20 protein-coding genes, 1 other RNA gene and 3 pseudogenes are annotated in these 24,528 nt (G+C 52.8%); 7 read left to right on the top strand and 17 right to left on the bottom strand.

The window, feature by feature from the left end; all coding sequences use genetic code 11:
- Positions 1–149: 149 nt before the first annotated feature.
- From hypF to ABEA08_RS03080, 10 genes are all read right to left on the bottom strand, one after another.
- The gene (hypF, locus tag ABEA08_RS03120) at positions 150–2,453 is read right to left on the bottom strand and encodes a carbamoyltransferase HypF (RefSeq protein ID WP_345333213.1); all 2,304 of its coding nucleotides are present in this window, start codon (positions 2,451–2,453) and stop codon (positions 150–152) included.
- Between the two features lie 343 nt (positions 2,454–2,796).
- Positions 2,797–5,997, bottom strand: a complete 3,201-nt coding sequence (locus ABEA08_RS03115) for a DEAD/DEAH box helicase (protein WP_345333211.1) — start codon at positions 5,995–5,997, stop codon at positions 2,797–2,799.
- Between the two features lie 209 nt (positions 5,998–6,206).
- Positions 6,207–6,617, bottom strand: a complete 411-nt coding sequence (locus ABEA08_RS21985; RefSeq protein WP_425557320.1) for a DUF6538 domain-containing protein — start codon at positions 6,615–6,617, stop codon at positions 6,207–6,209.
- 372 nt (positions 6,618–6,989) lie between these two features.
- Positions 6,990–7,145: a hypothetical protein gene (locus tag ABEA08_RS03110; protein WP_345333209.1), complete on the bottom strand. Its 156-nt coding sequence runs from the start codon at positions 7,143–7,145 to the stop codon at positions 6,990–6,992.
- 131 nt (positions 7,146–7,276) lie between these two features.
- Positions 7,277–7,897: a disulfide bond formation protein B gene (locus ABEA08_RS03105; RefSeq protein ID WP_345333207.1), complete on the bottom strand. Its 621-nt coding sequence runs from the start codon at positions 7,895–7,897 to the stop codon at positions 7,277–7,279.
- An 11-nt stretch (positions 7,898–7,908) separates the two neighbouring features.
- Positions 7,909–8,529, bottom strand: a complete 621-nt coding sequence (locus ABEA08_RS03100; protein WP_345333205.1) for a thiol:disulfide interchange protein DsbA/DsbL — start codon at positions 8,527–8,529, stop codon at positions 7,909–7,911.
- A gap of 282 nt (positions 8,530–8,811) precedes the next feature.
- Complete coding sequence (locus tag ABEA08_RS03095; RefSeq protein ID WP_345333203.1) at positions 8,812–9,777, bottom strand: hypothetical protein; 966 nt, start codon at positions 9,775–9,777, stop codon at positions 8,812–8,814.
- Positions 9,778–9,988: 211 nt separating this feature from the next.
- Complete coding sequence (locus tag ABEA08_RS03090; RefSeq protein WP_345333201.1) at positions 9,989–11,707, bottom strand: aryl-sulfate sulfotransferase; 1,719 nt, start codon at positions 11,705–11,707, stop codon at positions 9,989–9,991.
- Between the two features lie 370 nt (positions 11,708–12,077).
- Positions 12,078–12,995, bottom strand: coding sequence for an IS5 family transposase (locus ABEA08_RS03085; RefSeq protein ID WP_345333199.1), 918 nt, complete (start codon positions 12,993–12,995; stop codon positions 12,078–12,080).
- A 122-nt stretch (positions 12,996–13,117) separates the two neighbouring features.
- Entirely contained in the window at positions 13,118–13,816 is a 699-nt protein-coding gene (locus ABEA08_RS03080) for a TetR/AcrR family transcriptional regulator (RefSeq protein WP_345333197.1), read from the bottom strand.
- A gap of 311 nt (positions 13,817–14,127) precedes the next feature.
- Here ABEA08_RS03080 and ABEA08_RS03075 point away from each other — a divergent pair.
- Together ABEA08_RS03075 and ABEA08_RS03070 are read left to right on the top strand one after the other, a co-directional pair.
- Positions 14,128–14,280 (top strand): annotated as a pseudogene (locus ABEA08_RS03075) (transposase); the annotation flags it as partial.
- A gap of 70 nt (positions 14,281–14,350) precedes the next feature.
- Positions 14,351–14,597: pseudogene (locus tag ABEA08_RS03070) on the top strand (transposase); the annotation flags it as partial.
- 12 nt (positions 14,598–14,609) lie between these two features.
- Here the strand turns inward: ABEA08_RS03070 and ABEA08_RS03065 are convergent.
- Positions 14,610–15,761 (bottom strand): IS30 family transposase, encoded by a 1,152-nt coding sequence (locus tag ABEA08_RS03065; RefSeq protein WP_345333195.1) that lies wholly within the window; start codon positions 15,759–15,761, stop codon positions 14,610–14,612.
- 64 nt (positions 15,762–15,825) lie between these two features.
- Here ABEA08_RS03065 and ABEA08_RS03060 point away from each other — a divergent pair.
- A pseudogene (locus tag ABEA08_RS03060) lies at positions 15,826–16,719 on the top strand (IS3 family transposase); the annotation flags it as partial.
- A 27-nt stretch (positions 16,720–16,746) separates the two neighbouring features.
- Here ABEA08_RS03060 and ABEA08_RS03055 read toward each other — a convergent pair.
- From ABEA08_RS03055 to ABEA08_RS03045, 3 genes are all read right to left on the bottom strand, one after another.
- Positions 16,747–17,322: a TnsA endonuclease N-terminal domain-containing protein gene (locus tag ABEA08_RS03055; protein WP_345333193.1), complete on the bottom strand. Its 576-nt coding sequence runs from the start codon at positions 17,320–17,322 to the stop codon at positions 16,747–16,749.
- 135 nt (positions 17,323–17,457) lie between these two features.
- An RNA gene (gene ffs / locus ABEA08_RS03050) (signal recognition particle sRNA small type) lies at positions 17,458–17,555 on the bottom strand.
- Between the two features lie 122 nt (positions 17,556–17,677).
- Positions 17,678–19,075 carry a DASS family sodium-coupled anion symporter gene (locus ABEA08_RS03045; protein WP_345333191.1) on the bottom strand — a complete coding sequence of 466 codons (1,398 nt, stop codon included), beginning with the start codon at positions 19,073–19,075 and terminating at the stop codon, positions 17,678–17,680.
- Between the two features lie 315 nt (positions 19,076–19,390).
- Between ABEA08_RS03045 and ABEA08_RS03040 the strand changes: the two genes are divergently transcribed.
- The 4 genes from ABEA08_RS03040 (at position 19,391) to ABEA08_RS03025 (ending at position 22,048) form a co-directional block, all read left to right on the top strand.
- Positions 19,391–19,684: a ComEA family DNA-binding protein gene (locus ABEA08_RS03040; RefSeq protein WP_345333189.1), complete on the top strand. Its 294-nt coding sequence runs from the start codon at positions 19,391–19,393 to the stop codon at positions 19,682–19,684.
- 127 nt (positions 19,685–19,811) lie between these two features.
- Positions 19,812–20,702, top strand: a complete 891-nt coding sequence (galU, locus tag ABEA08_RS03035) for a UTP--glucose-1-phosphate uridylyltransferase GalU (RefSeq protein ID WP_345333187.1) — start codon at positions 19,812–19,814, stop codon at positions 20,700–20,702.
- Positions 20,703–20,917: 215 nt separating this feature from the next.
- Positions 20,918–21,352 carry a bactofilin family protein gene (locus tag ABEA08_RS03030; RefSeq protein ID WP_345333185.1) on the top strand — a complete coding sequence of 145 codons (435 nt, stop codon included), beginning with the start codon at positions 20,918–20,920 and terminating at the stop codon, positions 21,350–21,352.
- Between the two features lie 21 nt (positions 21,353–21,373).
- On the top strand, positions 21,374–22,048 hold the full coding sequence (locus ABEA08_RS03025) for a DUF2982 domain-containing protein (RefSeq protein ID WP_345333183.1): 675 nt from the start codon (positions 21,374–21,376) through the stop codon (positions 22,046–22,048).
- Here the strand turns inward: ABEA08_RS03025 and ABEA08_RS03020 are convergent.
- The 3 genes from ABEA08_RS03020 to ABEA08_RS03010 are packed head-to-tail and all read right to left on the bottom strand — an operon-like array spanning position 21,960 to position 24,511.
- The gene (locus tag ABEA08_RS03020) at positions 21,960–22,823 is read right to left on the bottom strand and encodes an EamA/DMT transporter family protein (protein ID WP_345333181.1); all 864 of its coding nucleotides are present in this window, start codon (positions 22,821–22,823) and stop codon (positions 21,960–21,962) included. The two genes, ABEA08_RS03025 and ABEA08_RS03020, sit on opposite strands and share 89 nt — an antisense overlap.
- A 15-nt stretch (positions 22,824–22,838) precedes the next feature.
- On the bottom strand, positions 22,839–23,576 hold the full coding sequence (locus tag ABEA08_RS03015) for an ElyC/SanA/YdcF family protein (RefSeq protein WP_345333179.1): 738 nt from the start codon (positions 23,574–23,576) through the stop codon (positions 22,839–22,841).
- Positions 23,573–24,511 carry an ROK family protein gene (locus ABEA08_RS03010; protein WP_345333177.1) on the bottom strand — a complete coding sequence of 313 codons (939 nt, stop codon included), beginning with the start codon at positions 24,509–24,511 and terminating at the stop codon, positions 23,573–23,575. Before ABEA08_RS03010 ends, ABEA08_RS03015 begins: the two co-directional genes overlap by 4 nt.
- Between the last annotated feature and the right edge of the window lie 17 nt (positions 24,512–24,528).

Here is a 24,528-nt window from a genome sequence, read left to right as displayed (position 1 = left end):
TATCAACGCAGCCGTAACCCTGCAGGTCGGAGCTGCTTAAAATGGATAGTAATGCGTTTAAAGTGCCCCGCCGCGTGAGCTAGATCACCCTGCGCAATCACACAACTTGATTCACATCAAACAAGCCAAACACTTACATTCAACAAACCTCAACTCTGATAACAAACGTGTCGCAATCTGGCGGCAGCGATCGCTGCCTGTCCCACGGCGATACCGCCATCATTCGCGGGGATCCGCCGGTGAAATAGCGGGGTTAAACCAACTTCATTCAACTGCAAGCGCAGCAGGGTTTGCAGCAAGCGGTTTTGCATCACCCCGCCACTGAGAAGCACGGTACGGCAATCATGTTGCTCGGCGTGATAGCGCGCAACGGCCACCAGCTCCGAAGCCAGTTGAGCGTGAAACAGATAGGCCAGATCCGCCGGCTCCCGCCCCGCTGCCAAGCCATCGAGTAGGGTGTGCCACAATGCCGTTAACTCAGGTTCAGGTTTCGCGCTCTGCGCCGGCAGATGACGCGGCGAGATCTGCCCCGCCAGCGCCTCCAGTGCCATCGCCGCTTCCCCCTCGAAGTGGATCTGCTCAAAGTTAAGTCCCAGCAAGGCCGCAATGGCATCAAACAGTCGCCCGCTGCTGGAGGCGGGGGGGGACTGCATGCCGCGCGCGATCGCCTGGCGCAGCATCAGCAAAGGCTTGCTCTCGAGTTGACGCAGCACCGGCAACGTCAATGTCTGCCAATGGGGGGCAAACCGTTCCAGATGGGCCAGCAGATTACGCCAGGGCTGACGCGCGGCGAGATCGCCGCCGGGCAGCGCCACCGCCGGCAAACCGGTCAGGCGCTGACAACGCTGATAATCCCCCAGCAACAACTCCCCGCCCCACAGCGCATGCTCGGTCGATCCATCCCCCATGCCGGTGCCATCGAGCACCCACGCCAGCACGTCGCCATCCTCGGGCCGCCAGCCGTTGTCGACCAAACCACTGGCCAAGTGCGCATGATGGTGGGGCACGGTCAGGGTCGTCGCCTCCTGCCGTGCCAAGCGATGGCTGTGGTAGCCCGAATGGGCATCGCAGATCCGATGCGTGGGGCGCACATCAAACAGTCGGCCAAACAGCGCAATATTGTCCTGATAGGCCTGAAACAGATCCGGATCATCCAGATCGCCCAGATGCTGGGACAGCAGCACCTTGCCCTGCTTCACGTAAGCAAAGGTGTTTTTCAGATCGGCGCCATACGCCAAGATCTGATCGGCCCGCTCCAGCCCCAGCGGCAACGGGATCGGCTCCGGCACATAACCACGCGCTCGTCGAAGTAGCTGAACCTCACCATCCACCACTCGGGCGATGGAATCATCCGCGCGATTGACGATGGCCCGATCATGGGTCAGAAATCCGTCGACAATAGGCCCCAGCTCCGCCAAGGCGACCGCATCATCAATGCAGGGGGGACGGCCGCTGGCGTTACCCGACGTCATCACCAGTGGCCCGGCAAACGCCGCCATCAACAGCAGTTGCAGCGGATTCGATGGCAACATCACGCCGAGGCAGGGCTGGCCCGGCGCCACCTCCGGCGCCAATGCACGGCCTTGATGCTGACGGTCCAGTAGCACGATCGGCGCTGCCAACCCTTGCAACAGCTCAGTTTCCTCCGCTGAGATCTGCACATAGCGCCGGGCACACGCTAGGGTTGGCACCATCAAAGCAAACGGCTTGCTGAGTCGACGCTTACGCTGGCGCAGTCGCTGCACCGCCGTGGCATTGGTGGCATCCACGGCCAAATGAAAGCCACCCAAGCCTTTGATGGCCAGGATCTCACCCCGCTTGAGGGCCAAGACGGCGTCATCCAACGCCATATCGTCGATGGCCAGATCGTGGCCATCACTGCCGCACCAGCGGATCCTCGGGCCACAGTTGAGGCAGGCATTGGGCTGAGCATGAAACCGTCGATCCGCCGGATCGTCATACTCCTGCTGACATTGAGGGCATAAAGGAAAGGCCTTCATCGAGGTCGCGGGCCGATCGTACGGCACCGACTCAATGATGGTGAAGCGGGGACCGCAGTGGGTGCAGTTGATAAACGGATAGCCAAAGCGCCTATCGGCGGGCGCGCGCAGCTCAGACGCGCAAGCGTCACAGATCCGCGCATCCGGTGCCACCGAGGTGTTGGCCCGTCCGGCTTGAGACTGAGTGATGGTAAAAGGAAACGGTAAGGGCTGATCGCACCGCTCCGACGTCGACTCAACCTCATCCACCCGGGCCAGCGGCGGCAACCGCGCCCAAAACTGAGCCATAAAGGCATCCAGCCGATCGACCGGCGCCAGGCGGATCAGCACACCTTCGGCATCGTTAAGCACCTCACCGGACAGCCCGAGTTGATACGCGACTTGCCAAACAAAGGGGCGGAACCCTACCCCTTGTACCTGCCCCCTGACTCGCAACGATACCGCTGCTCCCATAGCCAACTCCTTGTGCGCACTGGATTTAGCGCCCAGTCTACCCAAGGGGATCGGCCCTAGGCCGTGGCGTAGATCACAAAGGCATTGGCAATATTCTGCGTAACATCATGTTTTTACTGAGCTCGGATCAACTGCAGCAACAGGCACTAACAGCTCTGTGAGCACCGAAACCCGCCAGAGTCCCCTGCCACGTACTCCGCCCGACAGGGAAATCCAAAAACACCAACAACCATCTGTGACGCAAGGCGTCATCTCTTCCAAAGCGCGAAACTGCCAAACTGCCAAACTGCCAAACTGCCAAACTGCCAAACTGCCTACAATGAACATCAACGCCCCAACGCGCTCATGCCTCGCGAAACAGCGCCAACAGTTCATCACCGCTTTCCAACGAAGCCAGCGGCGAGGCCGGATCGCCATAGACGCTGTCCGCCAGCGCCTGCTTACGCTGCTGCATCTCCAACACCCGCTCCTCGATGGTCTGCTCACAGATCAGCTTATAAACGAACACCGGCTTATCTTGGCCGATGCGATAGGCCCGATCCGTCGCCTGGGCTTCCGCCGCCGGATTCCACCAGGGATCGACATGGATCACCGTATCAGCCTGGGTCAGGTTGAGCCCGGTTCCCCCGGCTTTCAGTGAGATCAAAAACACCGGCACCTCGCCCTCCTGGAAGGCATCGATCGCCTGCTGGCGCTTGCGGGTCTGGCCGGTCAGCTTGCTGTAGTCAATGCCATGGCTTTGCAGCCGCTGCTCTATCAAAGCCAACATCTGGGTAAACTGAGAGAAGATCAGCACTCGTCGCCCCTCCTCCACCATCTCAGGCAGCTGCTCCATCAGAAAGTCCAGCTTGGCCGACTCCTTCACCGCCTGCGCCTGCTCCAGCTTAAGCAACTGCGGAGCACAGCAGATCTGGCGTAGCTTGAGCAGGGCATCGAGAAACTCGATCCGACTCTTCGCCAAGCCCTTACTGGCCAGCAACTCCCGGATATGCTGCTCCATCATCGCCCGCACCGCCTCATACAAGGTACGTTGGGCGTTGGGCAGGGCGATGCGTTGGATGATCTCTGTCTTAGCCGGCAGCTCGGTGGCCACCTGATCCTTGGTCCGGCGCAGCAAAAACGGACGGATCTTCTCCATCAGCCGCTGCCGCGCTTCGTGGTTGCCGAGCTTCTCGATCGGGTGGCGATACTGCTTGTTAAACTCTGCCAGGGTGCCGAGAAAGCCCGGCATCAAAAAATCAAACAGTGACCACAGCTCACCCAGATGATTCTCCATCGGCGTTCCCGTCAAGCACAAGCGCTGTCCGGCATTGAGCTGCTTGATCGCCAGGGTCATCTTGGCGGTGGGTGTCTTGATGGTTTGGGCTTCATCGAGGATCGCCAGACTGAAGCGCCACGCCTCCAACTGATCGATATCTCGGCTGATCAGCGGATAGGTGGTGATCACCAGATCGGCGTCATCGATCCTATCAAACTGAGCATGGCGCTGACTGCCATGCAGCACCAGCACCCTCAGCTCGGGGGCGAAGCTCGCCGCCTCACGCTGCCAGTTGCCCACCAAGCTGGTGGGGCAGATCAACAGGGCCGGCTGCGCCAAACTGCCCGCCGCTTTCAGTCGCAGCAAGTGGGCCAGGGTCTGCATGGTTTTCCCCAGCCCCATATCATCCGCCAGCACACCACCAAAGCCGTACTCATGCAGGAAGCCGAGCCAATCCAGCCCACGCCGTTGGTAATCCCGCAGTGTTGCCTGCAGGCCGGCGGGCACCGCCACCGGGCGGATCCCATCAAAATCTTTCAGCTTCTGCGCCAGTGTCTGGACGTGACTGCCACCGATCCAGCGGTTAACCTCCGGCAATTGGGTCAACACCGCGGCCTGATGATTTTCCAGCCTCAGCGTTTCACCGTCCCCCTGTCCCAACTCCGACAACAACCGCAGCACCGGCTTAAGACTGTCATAGCTGATCTTCAAAGGTGCGCCCTGCTCACGCTCGAGCACCAGATCGGCCCGCGCGGTTTCCCAGTCATCATTGAGCTGCAACCATTGGATAAGCAGCGGCAACAGCGGGATCCGCTCGCCCTGCAGCTCCACCGCGAGCCCCAGATCAAACCAGTGATCCTGCTCCTCGATCTCCACATCCAGCGCCAACACCTCGATAGGCTCGAGCAGCAACTGAGGATCCCAATCGAGCTGCCAGCCCAGTGCCGTCAGGCTTTGATACCACTGCCGACACAAAGCTCGCCAAAAGCCCAGCAAGGCGCCATGACGCGCGCCACTGGGCTGCAACGCCAAGGAGGCAAAGGGCATCGCCCCCCCCTCACTGGGCAACGCTTCCAATCCCATCCGCTCGATCGCCTGCCAGCTTTCCAGCTCGGCTTCAATATCCCGCTCCAGCCACAGGCTCTGGCCTTCAAGCTCAAAGCGGCGCAGCTCGGGCTGCGCCCGCAGCGCCGGATTCAGGGTGATCTCACCATAGCCATAGCCCAGCTCGGCCCGCCATCCCATCCCGTCGCGGCGGATCTGCAAGCGGGGGATCATCAAAGTGCTGATCTCACGCTGCGCCCGTGCCACCGGACTGGGCAGATCGGCGCGGCGGATCGGCGCTAGGATCTGCTCACCGAAGTGCTGCGCTGCCTCGGCTGGCAAAGCCGGTAGCTGCTGCAGGCTATAGAGAAAGGCGGTATTGAGCCCCGTATCCAGCGGGCCGACACACAAGTTCTGATGGTCTACATACCAAGGCGAAGCAAAAGGGATCAGGCTCCAGCTGCCGCCGTCCTGCAAACGCAGATCCAGCACCTGCCGACCCTCCTCCTCATGCCACTGTGGCGCCAAGGTACGGGCCGGGCCCAGTCGCAGCGGTTGCCCCTCCTGCTGCCAGAACACCCGCTGGCTTGCCAGCATGCGCTCCAACGCCTGCTGATGCAGCTCAGAGTAGAGATAGGTATTGCTGTTCTGATAGGGCTGAGTACTGCTGAGCAGCAATTGCAAAATGGTCTTGGCGTCGGCGTCGAGCGCCTCGCGGTAATGGGGCGTCAGCAGGGCAACGGCGGACTTGGCCGTCAATTTGCTCATACCGCCGCGCTTCAGCGGCCGTTGGATCCCCGGTTGCACCAGCAAGCTGGTGAAGGGATCGGTTCCCTCCACCGGGGACAGCGAAAAGGCAATACGCTCACCATTGGACGCCGTGTTGACCATCCGCTGCTGCGCCGCTTGCGCCTGCTCCCAGCGACTGAGCCAGCTCTGGTACTCCCAATCGCTCTCATTTTCTTCACGCAATGCCATCAGCAGCACCGCCACCGCGTGCTTGCAGTTGTGGCCCACTGGGCAGGAGCATTGGCACCGAAACAGACGGCGGCCGCGCGGCGTGTACTCGATGGACACATCGTATTCCAAGTCACCGCGGCCACTGACCAGCCCCCACAGGCGTCGGCCGCTGCGCCCCTCTTCCTGCAGATCCAGCACGTTGCCTTCTTGGAAATAGCGTTCGCCGCGGGCAAAGGTACCCGCTTCAAACCCATTGCGCACATCCGTTTCTGTAAACTGCACAGCCACCGACTTTCTCACATCAACCGGGAAAATAAGCCGACCAGTGTACCGCGCGAGTCCTTTAAAAAAAAAGCCCCCGCTCCGGGGTTTCAAGCAATTAACGTCGCTCCGCTTGCACCTGCTCAACCCACAGCGCTGACGCGTAAAAACCGATCCCTAAGTAAGAGTTGCATGCCAGCCTGACTGACCACGCCGGTAGCCAAGCCACTTCACAACGGTTTTCCTATCCGCTGCTGCCTAATTGACGGGTACCTTATGACAAAACCCCTAAGTGAAGGATCCCATGACTTCAGATAGCTTTGGCGCTGTTGGTGGAGCCTGTGTGGTATGAGTGGGGCTTGGATTGGTCTTTTGCATCCGCTGTCGGCGCAGGTGGACAGTGAGTTGTCGCACCGGATCAGCACAGACTCATCCAGTCTCTCGTACCAATTCCATGAGCATTGACTCGCTTCACTGTGGCATCGAGTCTTTAAAGACTTACGAAGTTCTGTCTTACCAACCGATAATCTTAGGTCTTTAGGTACGGCTACACGTGCATACCAGACGCCATGACGGGACTGAAACAGGTATGGGGCTTTGGGTGGTTTTAGGGGGGATTGTGACCGTGCAGATACACGCATTTTGTACCACCAATTGTACCATTTGGTGGTCAAAATCTACTTTTTACAGGAAAATTAAGTACTTTGTCGCTTAAACCATAAGTCTGCATAGACGACAACCAAGCATCAAATACTTACCCGCACTTTTGAACCATAAGTTTGCATAAAACTAAATCAAAAGCCTGCATAGCGTTGTTGCCTCAAACTTTGTGTGATGAAAATTTACAACATTAGTCAAGCAAGTTACTGACCTGTTCAGGCTTGACCGGAGGTGTCTATACGACTGGGGGCAGTCCATTCTAATCAAAAGAGCGTCTAAGAAAGGCGGGTCGATTCAGTGTGCTTAGGAACGCCATTGAGGTGATCGGATAACTCCGGAATCACTGATCGGATTCACCGGTATACGCACTTTCTGAGCGTAACCGTCCCGGTATCCTGCAGACACTCTTCGATCAACTTCGGATCGAGCAACTCGGACAGGTTGGAAAGGTTGGAAAGGTTGTCGGGGGAGAAGCTATGGAGGGTATCGAGAGCCTGACTGAGAAGCATAAAAAATCCGAGTTCCTAAATGAGAACTCGGATTCTGACATCATCAAAAGATCGGTCAAACGATCCTTAAATGATCGGCATTACGCCCAGTGGGAGCACTTTAATTCATTGAATTGAAATAAGTTATTTCCTTATGCCTTAGCAGCAGAGCGCAGCTTAGCCGCACCCGAAGCCCAACCGGCAGTCACGGTACCCAGTACAGCGATCTTGATGCTGTAGGTGAAGACCAGCCAGTGACCCATAGTGCCGCCCAAGAAGCTCCAGTCATCTTCGCCACACACACCGGTGATAGCGAACATGCCAGGCCACCACTCGTGCAGAGCCAGAGCAAACGGGTAAGCAGGCTCAGTGGCACAAGCGTTAGCACCGCCACCGGCTGCGAAGAAGTCCATACCGGAATCCAGCGCGTCCATGGTGTGGTGGCTGGCAATGTAGTCCAGCGAGTGGTTCAGACCATAGAAGATCGCCCACCAGGCCAATGCCAGACCCAGCAACTTCACCGCCAGATTCTTAGGCGAGATAGCCAAGAACAGACCAGCGATGATGATGCAGATTTGGCTCAAACGGATGTAGACGCACTTCTCGCACGGATCCATCGCCAACCAACCTTGGAAGTAGATGGTAGAGCACAGCATCATAAAGCCAGATGCACCGGCCATGACCAGCCATACCTGGCGCATGTCGGCCCAGCGATGCAGTGTTGGAACAGGCTCAGCCTTGAACGTGCTCCACAGGGACTTAATAAGTTCCATCAGTGAATTCCTTATTCAGCGGCCATCAGCTCGGCAACCATCTCATCAAGCATGGTCATAGAGCGGATTTTTGCAGTGGTGATCAGGTACTTGCCGTTTACTACCAGAGCAGGGATACCTTGGATCTTCGCGATCTCAACGCCTTGGTCCCATTTGGTCAGCAGTTGCCCAACTTCTGGGGTGTTCACTTGCGCATCGAAGTCGGCTTTGCTGATACCAGCAGATTTCAGACCAAATGCGATCGCTTCTGCACCGTCAGCAAAACGCGCTTTATCGTCGTGGAAGTGCTTGTAGTAATCCATTTTGGCGGCTTTGTAGCCTTTGTCATTACCCATCACTTGAGCCACAGCCAGAACTTGAGACTTCTCCAAACCCAGTGGGGTTTTGGTGGTGATATGGTAACCGTCGTAGCCCGCGCCTTCTGGCAGGTTCTTCACCATATTAGGCACAACGGCGGTTTCGTATTTGTAGCAGAATGGGCAGTTTACAGAGTAAATCTTGCTGACTTCTTTTGGCGCATCGAACTGCAGCTCAGGCTTCAATACTTGGTAGTGCTCACCTTCTCTAAAATCGGAGGCATGGGCAGAAAAGGCCACGACCAAAGTAAACAGTGCAGTTAGTGTTTTTTTCATGTTGATATCTCGGTTTCTATAATAACTAGCCAATCTTTAGCTGGAGTTGTAAGACTCTGCGGGCAATGCAAAGCCCAGGCTGAATGCCAGTCATTTCTCAATTGGGTGCCTTGTTCATTATTAGCCACTTATCCTAATGCAACGACAAATAATAGTCGCACCAACGACAAAGTTACACTTTCAGCGAATAATCATTCATCTTCTCACTCCGACGAACCGTACGGCCCTACTTCCTTCGGTTGACAATCAAAATTAGAGGCGACAATATACTTATAAAAAGCATTAAAAATTCATAACAATACCAAGACTAAGATTACTGTCACTATTGTTATTAATTGCCTCTGAGTAATTTGCTCCCTCTAAGAACAAAGAAAAATGTTCATCAAAATAATAAGTTGCACTTGCTATTGAAATTTTCCTGTTCTTAATTTGGTCACTCCTGCTTTCCGATTGTAAGCTGATTGCAAGTTTCCAGTTTTCATACAGACCCGTAAGTGCCAAACCAAAAACATCTTCATAACCTTTGGGGTCATGCTTACCTGATTCAAACAAAAAGGCAGCATGTAAATGCTGCCATTGATGACCAACAACAGATGCCCAACGGACATAATTATTCTCTTGTGACAGTGCCTCTTTAGAGGTCTCAACACGATTGACACGGAAGATAAAGTTGTTGTGGTTATATAGTAGCCTCGCACTTAGAACATCAAATGTGTTCCCGGACTCATTAAAAGGTGTTGGTACGCTTACCCTTGTTTGGAACTTTCCATATGCTGTTTCCAGCCATGGACTAATGTATGCAAATACATTATTACCATATTGGGACTGTCTAAATAACTGAGAGCTTGTGTCAGGATGGAAGGAGTTGAAGTTGTGCACATCAATGTATTTATACATTGTATTATATTGGCCTGACTGACCTTTGCCGCTATAAAATGAACCAAACTTCTTTGTCTTGATAACCATTGAAGCTTCACGAATATTCACTTTATTTTCATCATTCGCATAGTCAGAGTAATCACCCGTAAATGTAGTAATGACGTTCCCCCAGTCGCTGCTGTAGTTGCCGTTACCAGTAATTGACGATAAGTAGGTGCTTGTTTGCAGGTCCTTGCCTGACTGGAGTAGGCTGTGGATTCCAATCTTACCGCTTATGTTCATATTAATATCTGAGGCCATGGATGTGGCCGAGAATATTGGCATCAACAATAAAGGTATAGTGCGATAGTGCCTGTTAAATTCATTCATTATATTTGCGCGTCCGAATTTTTGTTATATTAACACCCAAGCTAAACTCAGCTTAAGCTATAGCTTTTTAATAGAGTTAAGTGAGACACATTAATCCACTCAAGATTGCAATTGAAACTAAAACTATCTAGCAGATGCACCAAGCAAGCCGTTTCATTGGTGCACTGACAATGATAAATCAAGGGCATAATTAATGCCCTTGACTAGATCGTTAGAACATAACGTCTACATTTATGTTTATTGCTTGATAACCGATGTTTCTGGCCGCGCTAGGGTGAATCTCCAACTCAACTTTAACATCGTCTGTGCCGTACCCAACTTCCATCACGTAGTATGGCCACTTTTTTTCCGGCTCAAACAATCCGGCCGAAGCTGCATATATCAAATAGGTATCTTTATCCGCCTCATAGTTAACAGAGGAAGTAATCGGAGAGTACCACTCGTATCCACGCTCTTTACCGTATTGCCAAAGCTGTTGGACCGTCATGTTTTCCATGTCAATCTTATATTCAACAGCACGGCTGTATTTCATACTTTGAAATGGAGGTTGCTCTAGATGTCGTGCGTCACCATTATCAAAAACAAGTAAAGTCCCTTTCTCTTTGGCAAGCCACGCAGTGTGTTGCATATAGCTAAACTCGAACTCATCGCCATCACAGAGTCCTGACTCTGTACAATGAATTGGAGTGCCATTCGCATTAATAGGAGTCAGAACTTTCTCTTCTAGTCCGTTTTTCCAGCCAGCTCGTGGAGATAGAATCCATTTTACTTCTTTGTCTCGGCCTATCTTCACAGAGCCTTGGTGACGAACTGACAGGACGATGCTGTCATCGGTTGGGTCGTAATCGACAGAGTTTACATGAGCCCAGTTTCGACCAGTACCAATTCCTGGAGAGTCACCGTAGGGAGCATCTGGCTCAATCTCCATAGTCTGTCCTGCACTATCAAGGTCCACGTTTAAACAGACTGCGCCGCGGTCGAGTGCTTTTAACAGATCGTCACGTAGCGGATCTAATATAGTGTTAAGATCCCAAACATCGATTACTTTTCCATGTTGGTCAACCTCAATTATGTGGTCGCGAACTGTAGAAACCACATCACCATCAGGTCGAACGTAATCCTTTTTCGCTACACGTATTAAAATATTTCCATTATCCAACTCTCTTATTTCATGAGAGAAGTCGGTGTATCCTTCTGGAAGTCTACGCTCATATATCATATTGCCTAACATGTCCATGCGATAGTATCTTTGTCCCTGTGCAAAGATAATGTCGCCACTCGCTGTCTGCTTTACACCTTGAAGGACACCGACTTTGTCCGGATTGCTTGTATCAAAGATGTTGTCGTGCTTCAAGTACCAACGTATGTCCCCTTGAGTATCGGTGATAAAGTTAACCGGCGCATAAGTCCACTCGAATGCACCTCCTTTATTTCTGACTAATCCATGCTGATCGCCACTATCCTTGATAATATTATTAACCCAGTAAAGTCGGTCTTCAAAACCTTCTTTCACTTTAACTGGATTCACGGACTCATAAGGAGCATATGAGCCATCGACCGAAACACCATTAATGGGCTGGGTAAACATATTGAATGTTTGTTGGTTCTGTTTACCCTGAGACATATAGTCAACGGTAACAGTGTTGTTATGATCTGGATAAAGACCAAAGACCGGCACGCCGTTATAATGACGCAATGACTCTTTCGTCACATCATAAGAAATCGGCAATCCATTTTTACCCTTACCTGCGACGGTCACTGTGACTTTGTTAATATCTGGCTGCCCCGACTTTTTAATCAAAGCAGTGAGCGGCGCATTACCTGAGGGGTTAATGTTAAATGTGCCTAAAGCCTCATAACTATCTGAAGCCTGTACATTTAAGGCAGCTACAACAGCAATGGCTGCAGCGTGATATCGCATCAATTTCATTATTTATCCTCTTTAATCTATTCTTGTTGTCTATCTGACAACAAGATATTACGAGGCAACAAGAAGTGGCGGTGTTGTATAGATCTTAGTTGACGATACACACTGTATCGCTCTGCTACTCCCCTGAGTACAGGCTGTATCATTTACCTTTGGATGGCTCACTGTTTGTTGCGTTTTAATTATAAAGATCACAAAAAATACTATTTTGTAATCTCAAGAACGAGATTCGGTGTGGTTCAAGGGACAGAGTCTGAGGGATCCCCACGAAATTAATTGAGCCATGCTGCGCTGTAGCTCCGTGTTGTCGCTCGGAGTGGCGTTGTTGATCAATTAAACCTCGGGATAGCCCAACCCCAAGGGCTTTTCTGGGTTAGTTGAGCATCTGACGAACAGGCATACCGAGTCCTATGACTTTGTTCATCGCCTTCACGCCAGCCAATGCCTCACCGACTTGGGCATCGTAATCACGAAGGCTCAGTTTCGGGCTAATGAGTTGCTTGTAGCGGCCAACACCGGTTTCGGAAAGTGACCGCTGGTGGTAATCGTTGTCCTTTTTCCAACCTTTGAAGTTACCGTCTTTCAATGCTTTGACGGCCTCGTTGCGCGGATGACCTTCTTCCCAGTACCCAGCGTTGGAGCGCGGCGGGATCGTGGGTTTGGCTTTCTTCCGTTGCAGTAGTTTATGGCACTCTTTGGTGTCATAGGCTCCATCGGCAGAAACCTGTTTTATCTGGCGACGCAGCGGGTTAAGCAGTGTAGGCAGAACTTCATTGTCGGCGACATTGACCAAGCTTACTTCGGCAGCCACGACGTCGTGCGTTTCAGCATCAATCGCCAGGTGCAGTTTGCGCCACGTACGTCGCTTTTCCTTGCCGTGCTTACGTGTTTTCCATTCGCCCTCACCGTACACCTTGAGTCCGGTGGCATCGACAACCAAGTGGTTAACGGGTCCTCGACATGGGTTACGGTACTTCACTTCAACGGTCTTAGCCCGCTTGCTGATACTGCTGTAATCCGGCGATTTCAGCGGAACATCCATCAACTCGAATAGCGAGTTGATGAAGCCTTCGGTAGCTCGGAGTGACAGCTTGAAGACCCCTTTGAGCATCAAGGCGGTTTCGATGGCAGTATCACTGAACTCAAACCCTCGGCCCCGACCACCATGGTGCTCTTTGCAGTACCAGCTATCGATCGCCGCTTCATCCTTCCAGAAAGTCAGCGAGCCCCGATTTACCAATGCTTGGTTGTACTGTTTCCAGTTGGTGATCTTGCGTTTGGACTTGCCCATCGTCCTCCTCCCAATTTGATGTTCGAGAGATCAGATCATCGAACTGGCAGATGGTTCCCGGGATTTAGTCAACAACGCCGCTGTAAGCGACTATCGTGAGCCGGTATCGAAGACACTTTTTATTATGGGGAGACTCCTATAACAGACCCACTTGTTCTAATTCTGTTGTTGACCCATTTTTCAACACTAGTTGAACTTGGCAAGGGAAGTGAAAGCCAGTTTATCGATTTAAGGGGTACTAATAGTTTGTCGATAAAGTAGATGTTAGGCAAACCAGAGTAATAAGACTCGAGACCAAAGTTCATCAGGTTGCACACTAACCCTCGCTCAATCATCAGCAAATCCAACAGAGTTTCATGGCGTAAACTGGTAGGCACTGTGATCGCATCACATTCAATTGCTTCATCTAAGAAAAAGCGAGGAAATCTATGGTTTTGTTGCAATTTACTGTGCACATCCTCAATTAATTCTGGCCTCGCTTTTTTGTATAAGTGAATATTGGTGGGTAGGAAATTAAGGCCTATCTGATGTGTATGCTGCCGGCGTCGGATTATGCCTATGCTGTAGTATGCAATTACTTTCTCGAGAGAAGTTAGCGAATCGCAATGCCTTAAAGCTCTTCCTGTTGACAACCGCTGTTCTAAATTTTCTTTGAATAGCGCTAAGAACACCTCCTCTTTATTTGGAAAGTGTTTGTACACTGTGGTCTTTGATGCCCCTATCATATGTGCTACATAAGACAAAGAAAAGTTATTGGTACCCACCTTTCTTAATTGGACTACTGAAGCCTTCAATATCGCAGTTCGAACGTCCTTACTCACACTCGCCTCATACGTCACAGGTACCTACATTCATGCTATAGAGATACAGAGTAGACGTCGATGATTCGCTGCCTAAGTTGGGAGTTAATACTTATTATACTTTGACCTGGAACAAACAAAATCACCCCAACCCTTTACTATTGCAGGGCTGGATCACGAAGTAATACAGAGCATGCTTTTTAAACTCGTGTATCGTTCATTCTTTATCATTGAATAGCCCCATATTTAATAAACACATGCTTTCATCACTTGGACTGCCCCCAGTCGTATAGACACCTCCGAGCTATTCTTTGAGCACTGGAGGTATCATCATGAGCAATAATCGATACATGCCCGAATTCAAAGATGAAGTCGTTAAACAGGTTCTTGAGCAGTTACATTCTGTTCAAGAAGTATCTGAACGGTTAGGTGTTTCGGCGCACAGCATCTACAAGTGGGTTAAAGCGGTTAAACCTGCCAAATCAGACACAGTGATCTGATCCGGTAGTTCTGGACACCGAGCTAAGCGAGTAAAATCGCATGTCGAGGTGAACGATGACAACCAAGAAACGCAAAACCTACACTGTCGAATTCAAACAGGAAGCACAAGCTCGCCGACAAGATCGGTACTGCTGCAGCCGCAAAAGAACTCGGTCTTTATGATTCTCAGATCTACAACTGGCGTACCGCTATGGCCAAGAAGGCCAGCACCAGCCAGCGCGAAGCTGAACTCCAGGCTGAAGTCGCCATGCTCAAAAGGCAACTTGCAGAGCAGCAAGAGGATTTAGCCATATTAAAAAAGGCGGCTGTAGATTCAATCTGTCAACGCAACACCCATTTCAAATATCTGTTCGGGCGTTTTGAAGCCCAATGTCTTTCTTGGTCTCGTGTTTAGTTGCCTTGCCACATCGTCAATTGTTTGTTGTGAATGCTGGCCCAAGCATGTCTTTTTGGGGAAGTACTGCCGCACAAGACTATTTGTGTTTTCATTTGTCCCTCGTTGCCATGGGCTTTGAGCATCACAGAAATACACCGGCACGCCTGTCGATTTGGTAAATTCAACATGCTTGGCCAGTTCCATACCTCGGTCCCAGGTGAGTGACTTCCTCAATTCGGTTGGAAGGGTAAGAAAGTAAGCCGTTAAGGCTTGGTTCACTGAATCTGCGTCTTTCCCTTTAAGCTTGAGCATCGCTGTGTAGCGTGACTTTCTGTCAACCAAAGTCGCGATATGTGTATTCTTGGAGCCGGAAATTAGATCCCCTTCCCAGTGCCCTAGCGACTGCCGATGCTCAACGTGCTTAGGCCGTTCACGGATCGAGACCCCATCGATGATATTAATTCTACCTGGCTGCCTTTTTCGGGAGTGTTGTTTGCTATGTCGCAGGCTATGAGATCGGCGCAGATGGCTTACCATTAGATGACTCAATGCGGAGCGACTGCGGTAGTAGATGGTCTTGTAGATTGTCTCATGAGAAATGCGCATTGATTCTCGGGTTGGCATCGTTTCTTTTAACCAGCCTGATATTTGCTCCGGAGACCAGTTGAGAGTCAGTTTTTCCGTGACCAACTCCTTTAGCTCCAAATTGGTGTCGAGTAAACAAGGCTTCGGTCTCCTGGCCTCGCGCCATGCACGGTTATCAGCGCTTACTGCTTTATAGTGACGACTTCCGCGATTTCGGTTTATTTCACGAGATATCGTTGATGGCGACCGTCCCAGAGCCTTGGCTATAGCTCTTATACTTTGATGGGCTGACAACCCCGCTCGGATCTCCTCTCTTTCGGACAACGTCAAATGGGACGCCTTTCTCTGGCGCTTCGGTGGCTTGATACCACCAGTATCACGAAGCAAGGTGAACACCGTGCCAGGCTTGGTATCCAGTTTTTGCGCTATTTCGCTAAACCCAACACCTCGCTTCCATGAATCGAATACGAGCTCTCTTTCCTGTTCTGAAAACATACGTTTCATTCAATGATCCTTCACTAACCTCTGTTTTAACACAGTTGTTGCGTTGACCAATTGAATCTACAGCCACCTACTTCGCGAAGAACCAAAAGTAAGGCGATTTGAGTTCATCCTTGAACATCAACACTGCTTTTCACTGTGTCGAATGGTGGCAGTGCTCAAGGTCTCCCGAAGTGGGTACTATGCTTGGCGGAAAGCCGATGGAATGGCCTGTGAACGCGCTCAGAAACGCCAGAAACGGGATGCCGCCATCAAAGGCGCGTTTGACCAGAGCAAGCAGCGAAATGGCGCTCGTCGGGTCCAAAAAGATCTTGAAGCTAACGGTGATCGGGTGGACCTAAAAACGGTTGCTGACAGCATGCGCCGGCAAGGCCTTGTTGCCAAAGCGGGTAAGAAATTCAAGGTTACAACCGATAGCAAACATAAGCTGCCAGTCGCGCCAAATCTGCTTGAGCAGGACTTCGAGGCAGAGGCTCCGAACCAGAAATGGGCCGGAGATATCACCTATTTGTGGACCAGTGAGGGCTGGCTGTATTTGGCCGTCATCATCGACCTCCATTCCCGAGCGGTAGTTGGCTGGTCCATGAGTAAACGGATGACAGCAGAACTGGTGTGCGATGCCTTAACCATGGCGATGTTTCGCCGCGGCTACCCGAAGGGTGTCATCGTACACAGTGACCGTGGAAGCCAGTACTGCTCATTGGCCTACCGTGCTCTGCTAGCAAAGCACGGACATCATCAGAGCATGAGCCGTAAAGGTAACTGCTGGGATAATGCCTGCGTGGAGAGTTTCTTCCACTCTCTGAAAGTCGAAGCGATCCAATACGAGCCGATCATGGACCGTGAAACGATGCGCCAGGCCGTATTCGAATACATTGAGGTTGATTACAACAGAACCAGAAGGCACAGTGCTCTCGGCTATCTCAGCCCAGAAAACTACGAACTGAAAAATAGTGCTTAGTCCGGTGTCCACTTTTACTGGATCGGATCAGTCTGTCGAAACTTGCCCCCCGGCGACAAGCGATAAGGTTGTTGCCAGGACCGAACCGGGCTCCTCACCACTCGCTTCGACAAGCTCAGCAACCGTCACTGACCCAACGCGCTTGATCATTCTGAGCAAGTGCAAATGCAGTGACGTAGCGGCTTGAAACCCTGAATACCGATGCACCAACTTGAGGTTATTGAGTATCGGGTTGACCCGGATCTGCCTGTCAGTAACCAGCACCAGATTGAGCCCTAAGGCATTTGCCTGTAACTGTTTCGCATAAAAGCGGTTTCTGAAGTCGCTTTTAGTGGCTTTGCTTTGCGGTTTCACTTCGATAAAACGACGCACGCCTTTATCGAGCACAGCAAAGTCAGGGGTATAGCCGCACTGGCGCCCATTGAAGGTGTAATAGAAGCCTTTAGGTTGAGCCTCAAACTGCTCAATGGTTGGGGAGTATTCGAAATGAAAGCAGGCATCGAACTCGAGTGACGATTCAACCGTCAACACGTGGTTCATTTTGGGGCTAGCGAAGCGAAAGAGATTTTTGACCCGAGAATGGCCGAGATTGCGTCGATACATCTGCTGACGCCTTCAATGTAGGATTACTACACCAAAACGTAGTCTATGCAGACTTCTACTGCCAGTTATGCAGCTTTATGCTTCCGCTATGCAGACTTATGGGCAAAGCGACAATACTTAGAAGGTATTTGGGTGGCACCCCAGCCGCATCCCGGCACATGCATCCTAAGCCGTGGCTGCTCCCTTCCGGGCCTGACCAGGGTCGACAAATTAGCATTGCGAGAGGACCGGGGCACCATAGAAAGGTGCGTCCGAAAACGCAGGGGCATTATTACTGCAGCAGGGTACTGATGCAAGCTTAGGCCGCCATAAAGGCGGCCTTTTTTGCGTGTTCGCACACTTATTGGTCAAACCATCAGAACCACAACAGCTGACTGAGTAGATACAGCACACCTATGCAGGCTGCATTCGCCACCACCCCTGCCCGCATCATGTCCGTTTGCTTGATATGACCCGAGCCAAACATGATGGCATTGGGCGGCGTCGCCACCGGCAACATAAAGGCGCAACTGGCCGAGATCCCGATCAATACCGCCAGGATCACGGGCGACACCCCTAAAGCTGCCGCTATCGAAGCAAACACGGGTACCAGCAGGGCGGCACTGGCGGTATTGCTGGCAAACTCGGTCAACATGACCACAAACATAATGATCACCAGCACCAGCAGTGCAATTGGTGCGCTCCCCATCATTTCCATCAATCCGTTGGCCATGAAGACAGACGTTCCGGTGGATTTGAGCACACCGGACAGGGTCAAACCGCCGCCAAACAGCAACAGTACGCCCCATTCAGTTTGCTTTTCGATCTGCTTCCAACTGGCCAGTCGCAGAGCACCTAATGCAACCACAGCTGTGATCGCCACAAAGGAGTCAAATTTGCTTATCCCTCCTAACGCTGCCGAAATGGGTTTGGAAAATATCCAACAGCAGACGGTCACCAAGAACACCAATAAGGTCAGCTTAGCGGTGTCGGTCATGGGCTGCTCGTCCGCTTTAAAGTCAAACCGATGCGACAGATCAGGCTTGACCATCAGGTACAGCATTAGGATCACCAGTGGCCATAAGAAGGCCATCGCCACCAAGCCAAACTTCATCCACTGGGCAAAGTCCAGGCCCACCTGCGCCGCCGCTATGGCATTGGGAGGACTGCCAACCAAGGTACCTATGCCGCCAATGTTGGCACTGTAGGCGCAACCTAGAAGAACAAATACATAGGTGCGACGATGCTCGATCGGATCCAGCTTCGATAACATGCCCAGCGCTAATGGCAACATCATTGCCGCTGTTGCCGTGTTGCTGATCCACATCGACAGCAGTCCCGTCGCGCCAAACAACAGCAGTGATGCCCTAGCGAGCCTGCCACCGGCTAGGTTCACAACCTGAGCAGCAATACGTTTATCGATCCCCTGAACATGCAAAGCTGTCGCCAAGGCAAAGCCACCAAAAAACAAAAAGATGATCGGGTTAGAAAAATTCGACAGTGCTTGGGTGGTATCCATCAAACCAAGGCCGATTGCCAATACCGGTACCAGCATCGCCGTAATGGTGATATTGATCGCCTGAGTCAGCCAGAGCACAGCGATAAACACCAGCATTGCCAAACCTTTATTGATCTCAGGTTCAAATGGCAACAAGACGATCATCGTGATCAGTAAGGCGATATCTGCCAGCAGGATCTTTGCCGCGCTATCAAATTCAGGCCGCTTTTTTATAGCCAATCCGTCTATCGCCTCTATTTTTCCGGAAGCATCCATCTTCTGTCCCTCATACGCTTTGACGATCGTGATTAGGTTTAGCCTGACTTCTAAATGGCTTGGCGGAATTAAACCATAAGAAAAATAGGGATAAGTAGCCTTCAGGCGTTAGACCAAAGGCCAATTGCCGCAACCTCAACCGCGAAAGAGTTTTCATCCACAGCACAACTCACTCAATGAGGGGCATTCGCCCTATGAAGTGTCCAATAATCGACAAATTCCAGATGGTTCCATTTTGCTATTAATGCTCATTCCTTGATCTGGATCGGCTTTTTCGCCGGAGGAGAAGCACCTCACATAAATAAAGGGAGACATATGAAAAGGATTTTTATTGTTTGCTGGCTATTGCTGTGCGGCCCGGCACTGGCAAATATCGCGGAAACCACTGCCCTGCCGGAACAAGCCATACTCGTCCAGAGCATTAACATCAATCAAGCCGACGCAACCACCTTGGCGAAGGGGCTAAAGGGGATCGGCAAGCACAAAGCTCAGGCCATCATCCAATATCGCTCAGAGCACGGGCCTTTTGATCAAGTCGAGGATCTACTGCAAGTGAAAGGGATCGGCGCTGAACTGCTCGCCAAGAATCGAGAGCGCATTACCTTATAATCTCATTCGTGGGGGGATAAGCTCCCCCACTGTTTTCAGACACTCTCCGCTTCATTTTTTCCATTTCTGACTACACTGCTTGGATGCGCAAGGGTTCATTAATGTTCACTTTCCAGGAGGTTGTACGATGAACAGTCAGGTAAAAAAAGCGGTTATCCCGGTTGCTGGCCTCGGTACCCGTATGCTACCGGCAACCAAAGCCATCCCCAAAGAGATGCTGCCGGTGGTCGACAAGCCCCTCATTCAGTATGTCGTCGCTGAAACCATTGCAGCTGGGATCAAAGAGATCGTGCTGGTCACCCATTCCAGTAAGAACTCCATTGAGAACCACTTTGATACCTCATTCGAATTGGAAGCGACCCTAGAGAAACGGGTCAAACGCCAACTGCTGCGCGAGGTTAAGGCGATCTGCCCCCGCGATGTCACCATCATGAGTGTGCGCCAGAGTGAAGCTAAGGGATTAGGGGATGCGATCCTCTGTGCCCGCCCGGTTGTCGGTGATGATCCTTTTGCCGTCGTTCTGCCAGATGTGCTAATCGATCAATATCAAAGCGATCTGAGCAAAGACAATCTAGCGCAAATGATCCACAACTTTAAGCAGCGCCAAACCAGTCAGATCATGGTGGAATCGGTACCAACCGAGTTGGTGTCCAGTTATGGCGTGGTGGATATCAATGGGCACACTATTGGCCCCGGCGACTGTGCCCCCATTCGAGAGATGGTGGAAAAGCCCAGTCCAAATGAAGCGCCATCCAATCTGGCGGTGGTCGGGCGCTATGTACTTGATGCGGCTATCTGGCCCCTGTTGGCACAAACCACGCCGGGAGCCGGCGGCGAGATCCAACTGACGGACGCCATCGCCGAGCTGCTGCGAACTCATCCGCTCGAGGCCTATTCTCTGCTCGGTCGCAGCCATGATTGCGGCTGTAAGATCGGCTATATGCGGGCCAATCTGCAATACGCCCTGCACCACCATGAGCTTGGTGCGCCATTACGGCAATATCTCAGTACCTTGTAGCTCATCGGCGTCGCCCCCCTGAGTTAATTTCAGGGGGGCGACATCACACTTTCCCTCCCTCTCTTAAGTTCCTTTTCTGCGCTGTCGCTCTATTCCCGACACGGGCGGTGGATTTTTTCGGTTATCGATTGCATATTGCAAAATAGCAGTCGGTTGCGGGAAAATCCTGCCGACAAATACTGCCTCAACCCATTAGACGAGACTGACAGACCATCATGTTTGGAAAAAAGAGCACCACCACTAAAAACCCAGCCGGTTTGACCTATATCTCCACTGATTGTCGCCTGAGTGGCGAGTTGGTGTTGGAAAGCGACTGTATGGTCGACGGCAGCATTGAAGGCACTGTGACCGCGAAAGGCAGCGTGATCATCGAACAGCAGGGCCGCATCGAAGGCGAGCTGGAGGCCGAAGAGGTGCGCGTTTCCGGCCACTTCAAAGGTAAGCTGAAGTGCAAGCGCCTGTCCATCACCGCCAACGGCATGGTCGACGGCGAAGTTCTGTCTGAGAAGATCGAGATCTTCGAAGGCGGCCAGTTTGTGGGGACGCGTCTGAAAGAAGAGATGCTGCGCCTGGAAAGCCCAAAGGATGAAAAGCCATCCAAAGCCCGTAAGGCTGAGAAGATCAACACTCAGGCCGCTGCAACCGCCTAAGTAAGCTGCTAGGCTGATCGTATGGAATCGATCAGCATCGCGCCAATGAGTCGCCGCAACAGCATTACCCTGCTGATCTGCGGCGCTTTGTTTTTCGCCCTCAGCCTACTGTTAGGCCAAACACCTTCACTCAAGCCGGTGGCTTTCTGTCTCGGTGTCGTGGCTTGTTCCGCGCTATTTTTTGGGATCATTAAACGTCAGGATCCCCCCACCACACTGAAGCTCTCTCCCCAAGGTTTAACCTTCCAGCATCGCAAGGGACAATGGTACCTGCCGTGGGAGCAGATCCAGCGACTGGATCTACCCAAGTTGATCGATGGTTATCGCTGTTTGGATTTTGTCGGATTACGTTTGCGCACCACCGAGCCCCACATCGCCGCAATAACTCCTCGACTGGCGCTGGCGCTGCTGATGGAGCAGCGCCCCTTGCAGCAATTGGCACAGCCCTGTGAGGACGGTAACTGCACCCCGACCATCAGTGACAGCCGCAATGGCCTGACTGGCGTCATGGCGGCCTATGTCGCCCAACTTGAGGTACTGCGCAGCGGCTATGGCTTTGATCTCTACATCCCCCGCTCAATGATGGACCGCTCCCCCAAACAGATGCTTATTTTGCTGAAACAGTACCGCGAGCAGGCGCTGATCGCTCCCAACACAGCCAAAGCGACAGCAGCATCACCGCCCCCCCCAGGCTAAGACGCAGCAGATCCGCCTCTTTATTCCAAAGTAGCAGATTCACCAAGATCCCCGCTGGAATAAGCACATTGTTCATTACGGCTAACTGACTGGCACTGACCCGTGTGGCGCCGAAGTTCCAGCCGAAATAGCCCAAGCCGGACGCGACGATCCCAAGCCAAGTCAACACGCTCCACTGCAACAGGCTGGTCGGCAGCCGCTCGGCATTGCCAAGCACGATCCAGTTCAGCGCCGCCAGCACCAGAGCGCCGATAAAGAACCAACCAAACGCCTGATGCTTAGGCACGGTATGCGCCGAAGCCAGCCCGCGATAAGCCACTTGGCCAAAGGCAAAGCACAGATTCGCCCCCTGCACTAAGGCAAAGCCCAGCCAGAAATTCCCCTCCAGCGGCTCATAACGGATGATCACCGCGCCCAGCACGGCGGACGCCGCCAGCCACAAGCCCTTAGGCTCGAAGCGTCGCACCCGCAGATCTTCCAGAACCCGAACCCACACCGGCGTCATCACGGTAAAGAGCAGCACCTCCGGCACGGACAGAAACGCAAACGCGTGATAGAGCAGGGTGAACATCAGCCCTAACTGTATCGCGCCGATGGCGGCCAGTGATGCCGCTAGGCGCACTGGGATCGGCCGAAGCAGAGGAAGAAATACGAAACAAGCCAGGATCATGCGGGATAAAACCGCAAAATAAGAATCCACCTGTCCGGCGATATAGACGTCGATCAGAGAGAAGGAGAAGGCCCAGATCAAGGTTACGGCCCAAAGACACCACATAAGATAATTCGCTTTCTATTGTTTTTTTAAACTGAGCCAAAACAGGCCGATGTATTCGTGGATCGCCCGCTGGCTGGTCCATAGATTTTTACTGGTGAGATACCAGGGATGGGTTGGGGTCGCGATAAAGTCCGTCGGCGCGGCCACCGGTGCTAAACCCGCCGCCTGATAAGACAGCATCGAGCGATGCATGTGGGTCGCCGAGGTCACGAGCACGGCCGGTGCTTGCTTTATGATTGCCGCCGTCATTCGCGCCTCCTCCACCGTATCTTTGGCTTCCCGGATCACAATGATCTGTTCATCCGGCACCCCAAGACTGAGCGCCGCCAAACGCTGCAGATCCGCATGGGCGACCGCGTCTTTGCCACTGTAGCCGGAGACCACCAACGTCGCGTGCGGATTCGCGCGCCAGACTCGGATCCCTTCCATCAGCCTTGCCAGCGCAGTGGCAGAGAGCTGCTGCAATGGATGGCGAGTGGGATCGGAATGGTGCGAGCTGCCCAAGACTAATACATAAGAAACCGGCTCTTGTGGCTGCCAAGGGGCGTAGCGACTCTCTAGCGGCCCTGCCAACCAGAGGCTAACGGGCGACAGGGTCAACAGCAACAGGTACACAGGCCCTGCCAGCAACAGTGCCTGCCCGGCACGGCGCCAACGCCGCAGCAGCAACAGGCCCAACAACATGATTAAACACGCGAAAGGCACGGGTAAGATCAGCGCAGTGATCGCCTTTTTCAACCAAAAGCCGATCACAGCTCGCCCCACAACCAGGCCGCGCCGCGCACACCGGAGGCATCGCCGTGATGATTGCGCAGCACCGGTACATGGCACTCGCCGCCGATCACATAATGCGGCAGCACATCAGGCAACTTCTGATACAACCAATCCAGATTCGACAGGCCACCGCCCAAGACGATGCAATCCGGATCCAGAATGTTGATCACATGGGCCAAAGAGCGAGCCAGTTGATCCAAGTACGCCCCCTGTATCGCCAGCGCATCGGGATCCGCCTGCCGCGCCTTAAGCTCAATCTCGGTGGCGGTCAAACGCTCGCCGAACCGCTCAAAAAATTGCCGTTCCAGCCCGCTTCCAGAAACGTAACTTTCGATGCAACCACGTTTGCCACAGAAGCAGTCCGGCCCGGGAAACTCCGCGTCCGACATCCAGGGCAAGGGGTTGTGCCCCCATTCGCCCGCGACGCCATTGCTGCCGCTGTGGGCTTCGCCATTGATCGCCAAACCGGCGCCACAGCCGGTGCCGAGGATCGCCCCAAACACCATCTTTTTGCCTCGCCCTGCACCATCCATCGCCTCGGAGACGGCAAAGCAGTTGGCGTCGTTGGCGGTGCGTACCGGACGCCCTAGGCGGTAGGCCAGATCGGTGTCCAAGCTGTGGCCATTGAGGCACTGGGAGTTGGAATTTTTCACCCGTCCGGTCTGAGAGGAGATCACGCCAGGGATCCCCACGCCCAGCGTCCCCTGCATACCCAGCTCCTGCTCACAGCGTTGCACTAAGGTCACAATCGTATCCAACGTCGCCTGATAATCGCCTTTGGGCGTTGGCTGACGCTGACGCCAAAGGGTTTGGCCGATGCGATCCAGCGCGATCAGCTCGATCTTACTGCCGCCAAGATCCACGCCGATCCGAAGCGGCGCGCCAGCGCTGCCGCCATTTGCCGTATGGGCCATCTGTACTCTTTCCTAGG

The organism is Ferrimonas pelagia (assembly GCF_039543565.1).
GTDB lineage: Bacteria > Pseudomonadota > Gammaproteobacteria > Enterobacterales > Shewanellaceae > Ferrimonas > Ferrimonas pelagia.
The sequence above is the reverse complement of the archived record's forward strand: the minus strand, read 5'-3'. Positions and strand labels throughout refer to the sequence as shown.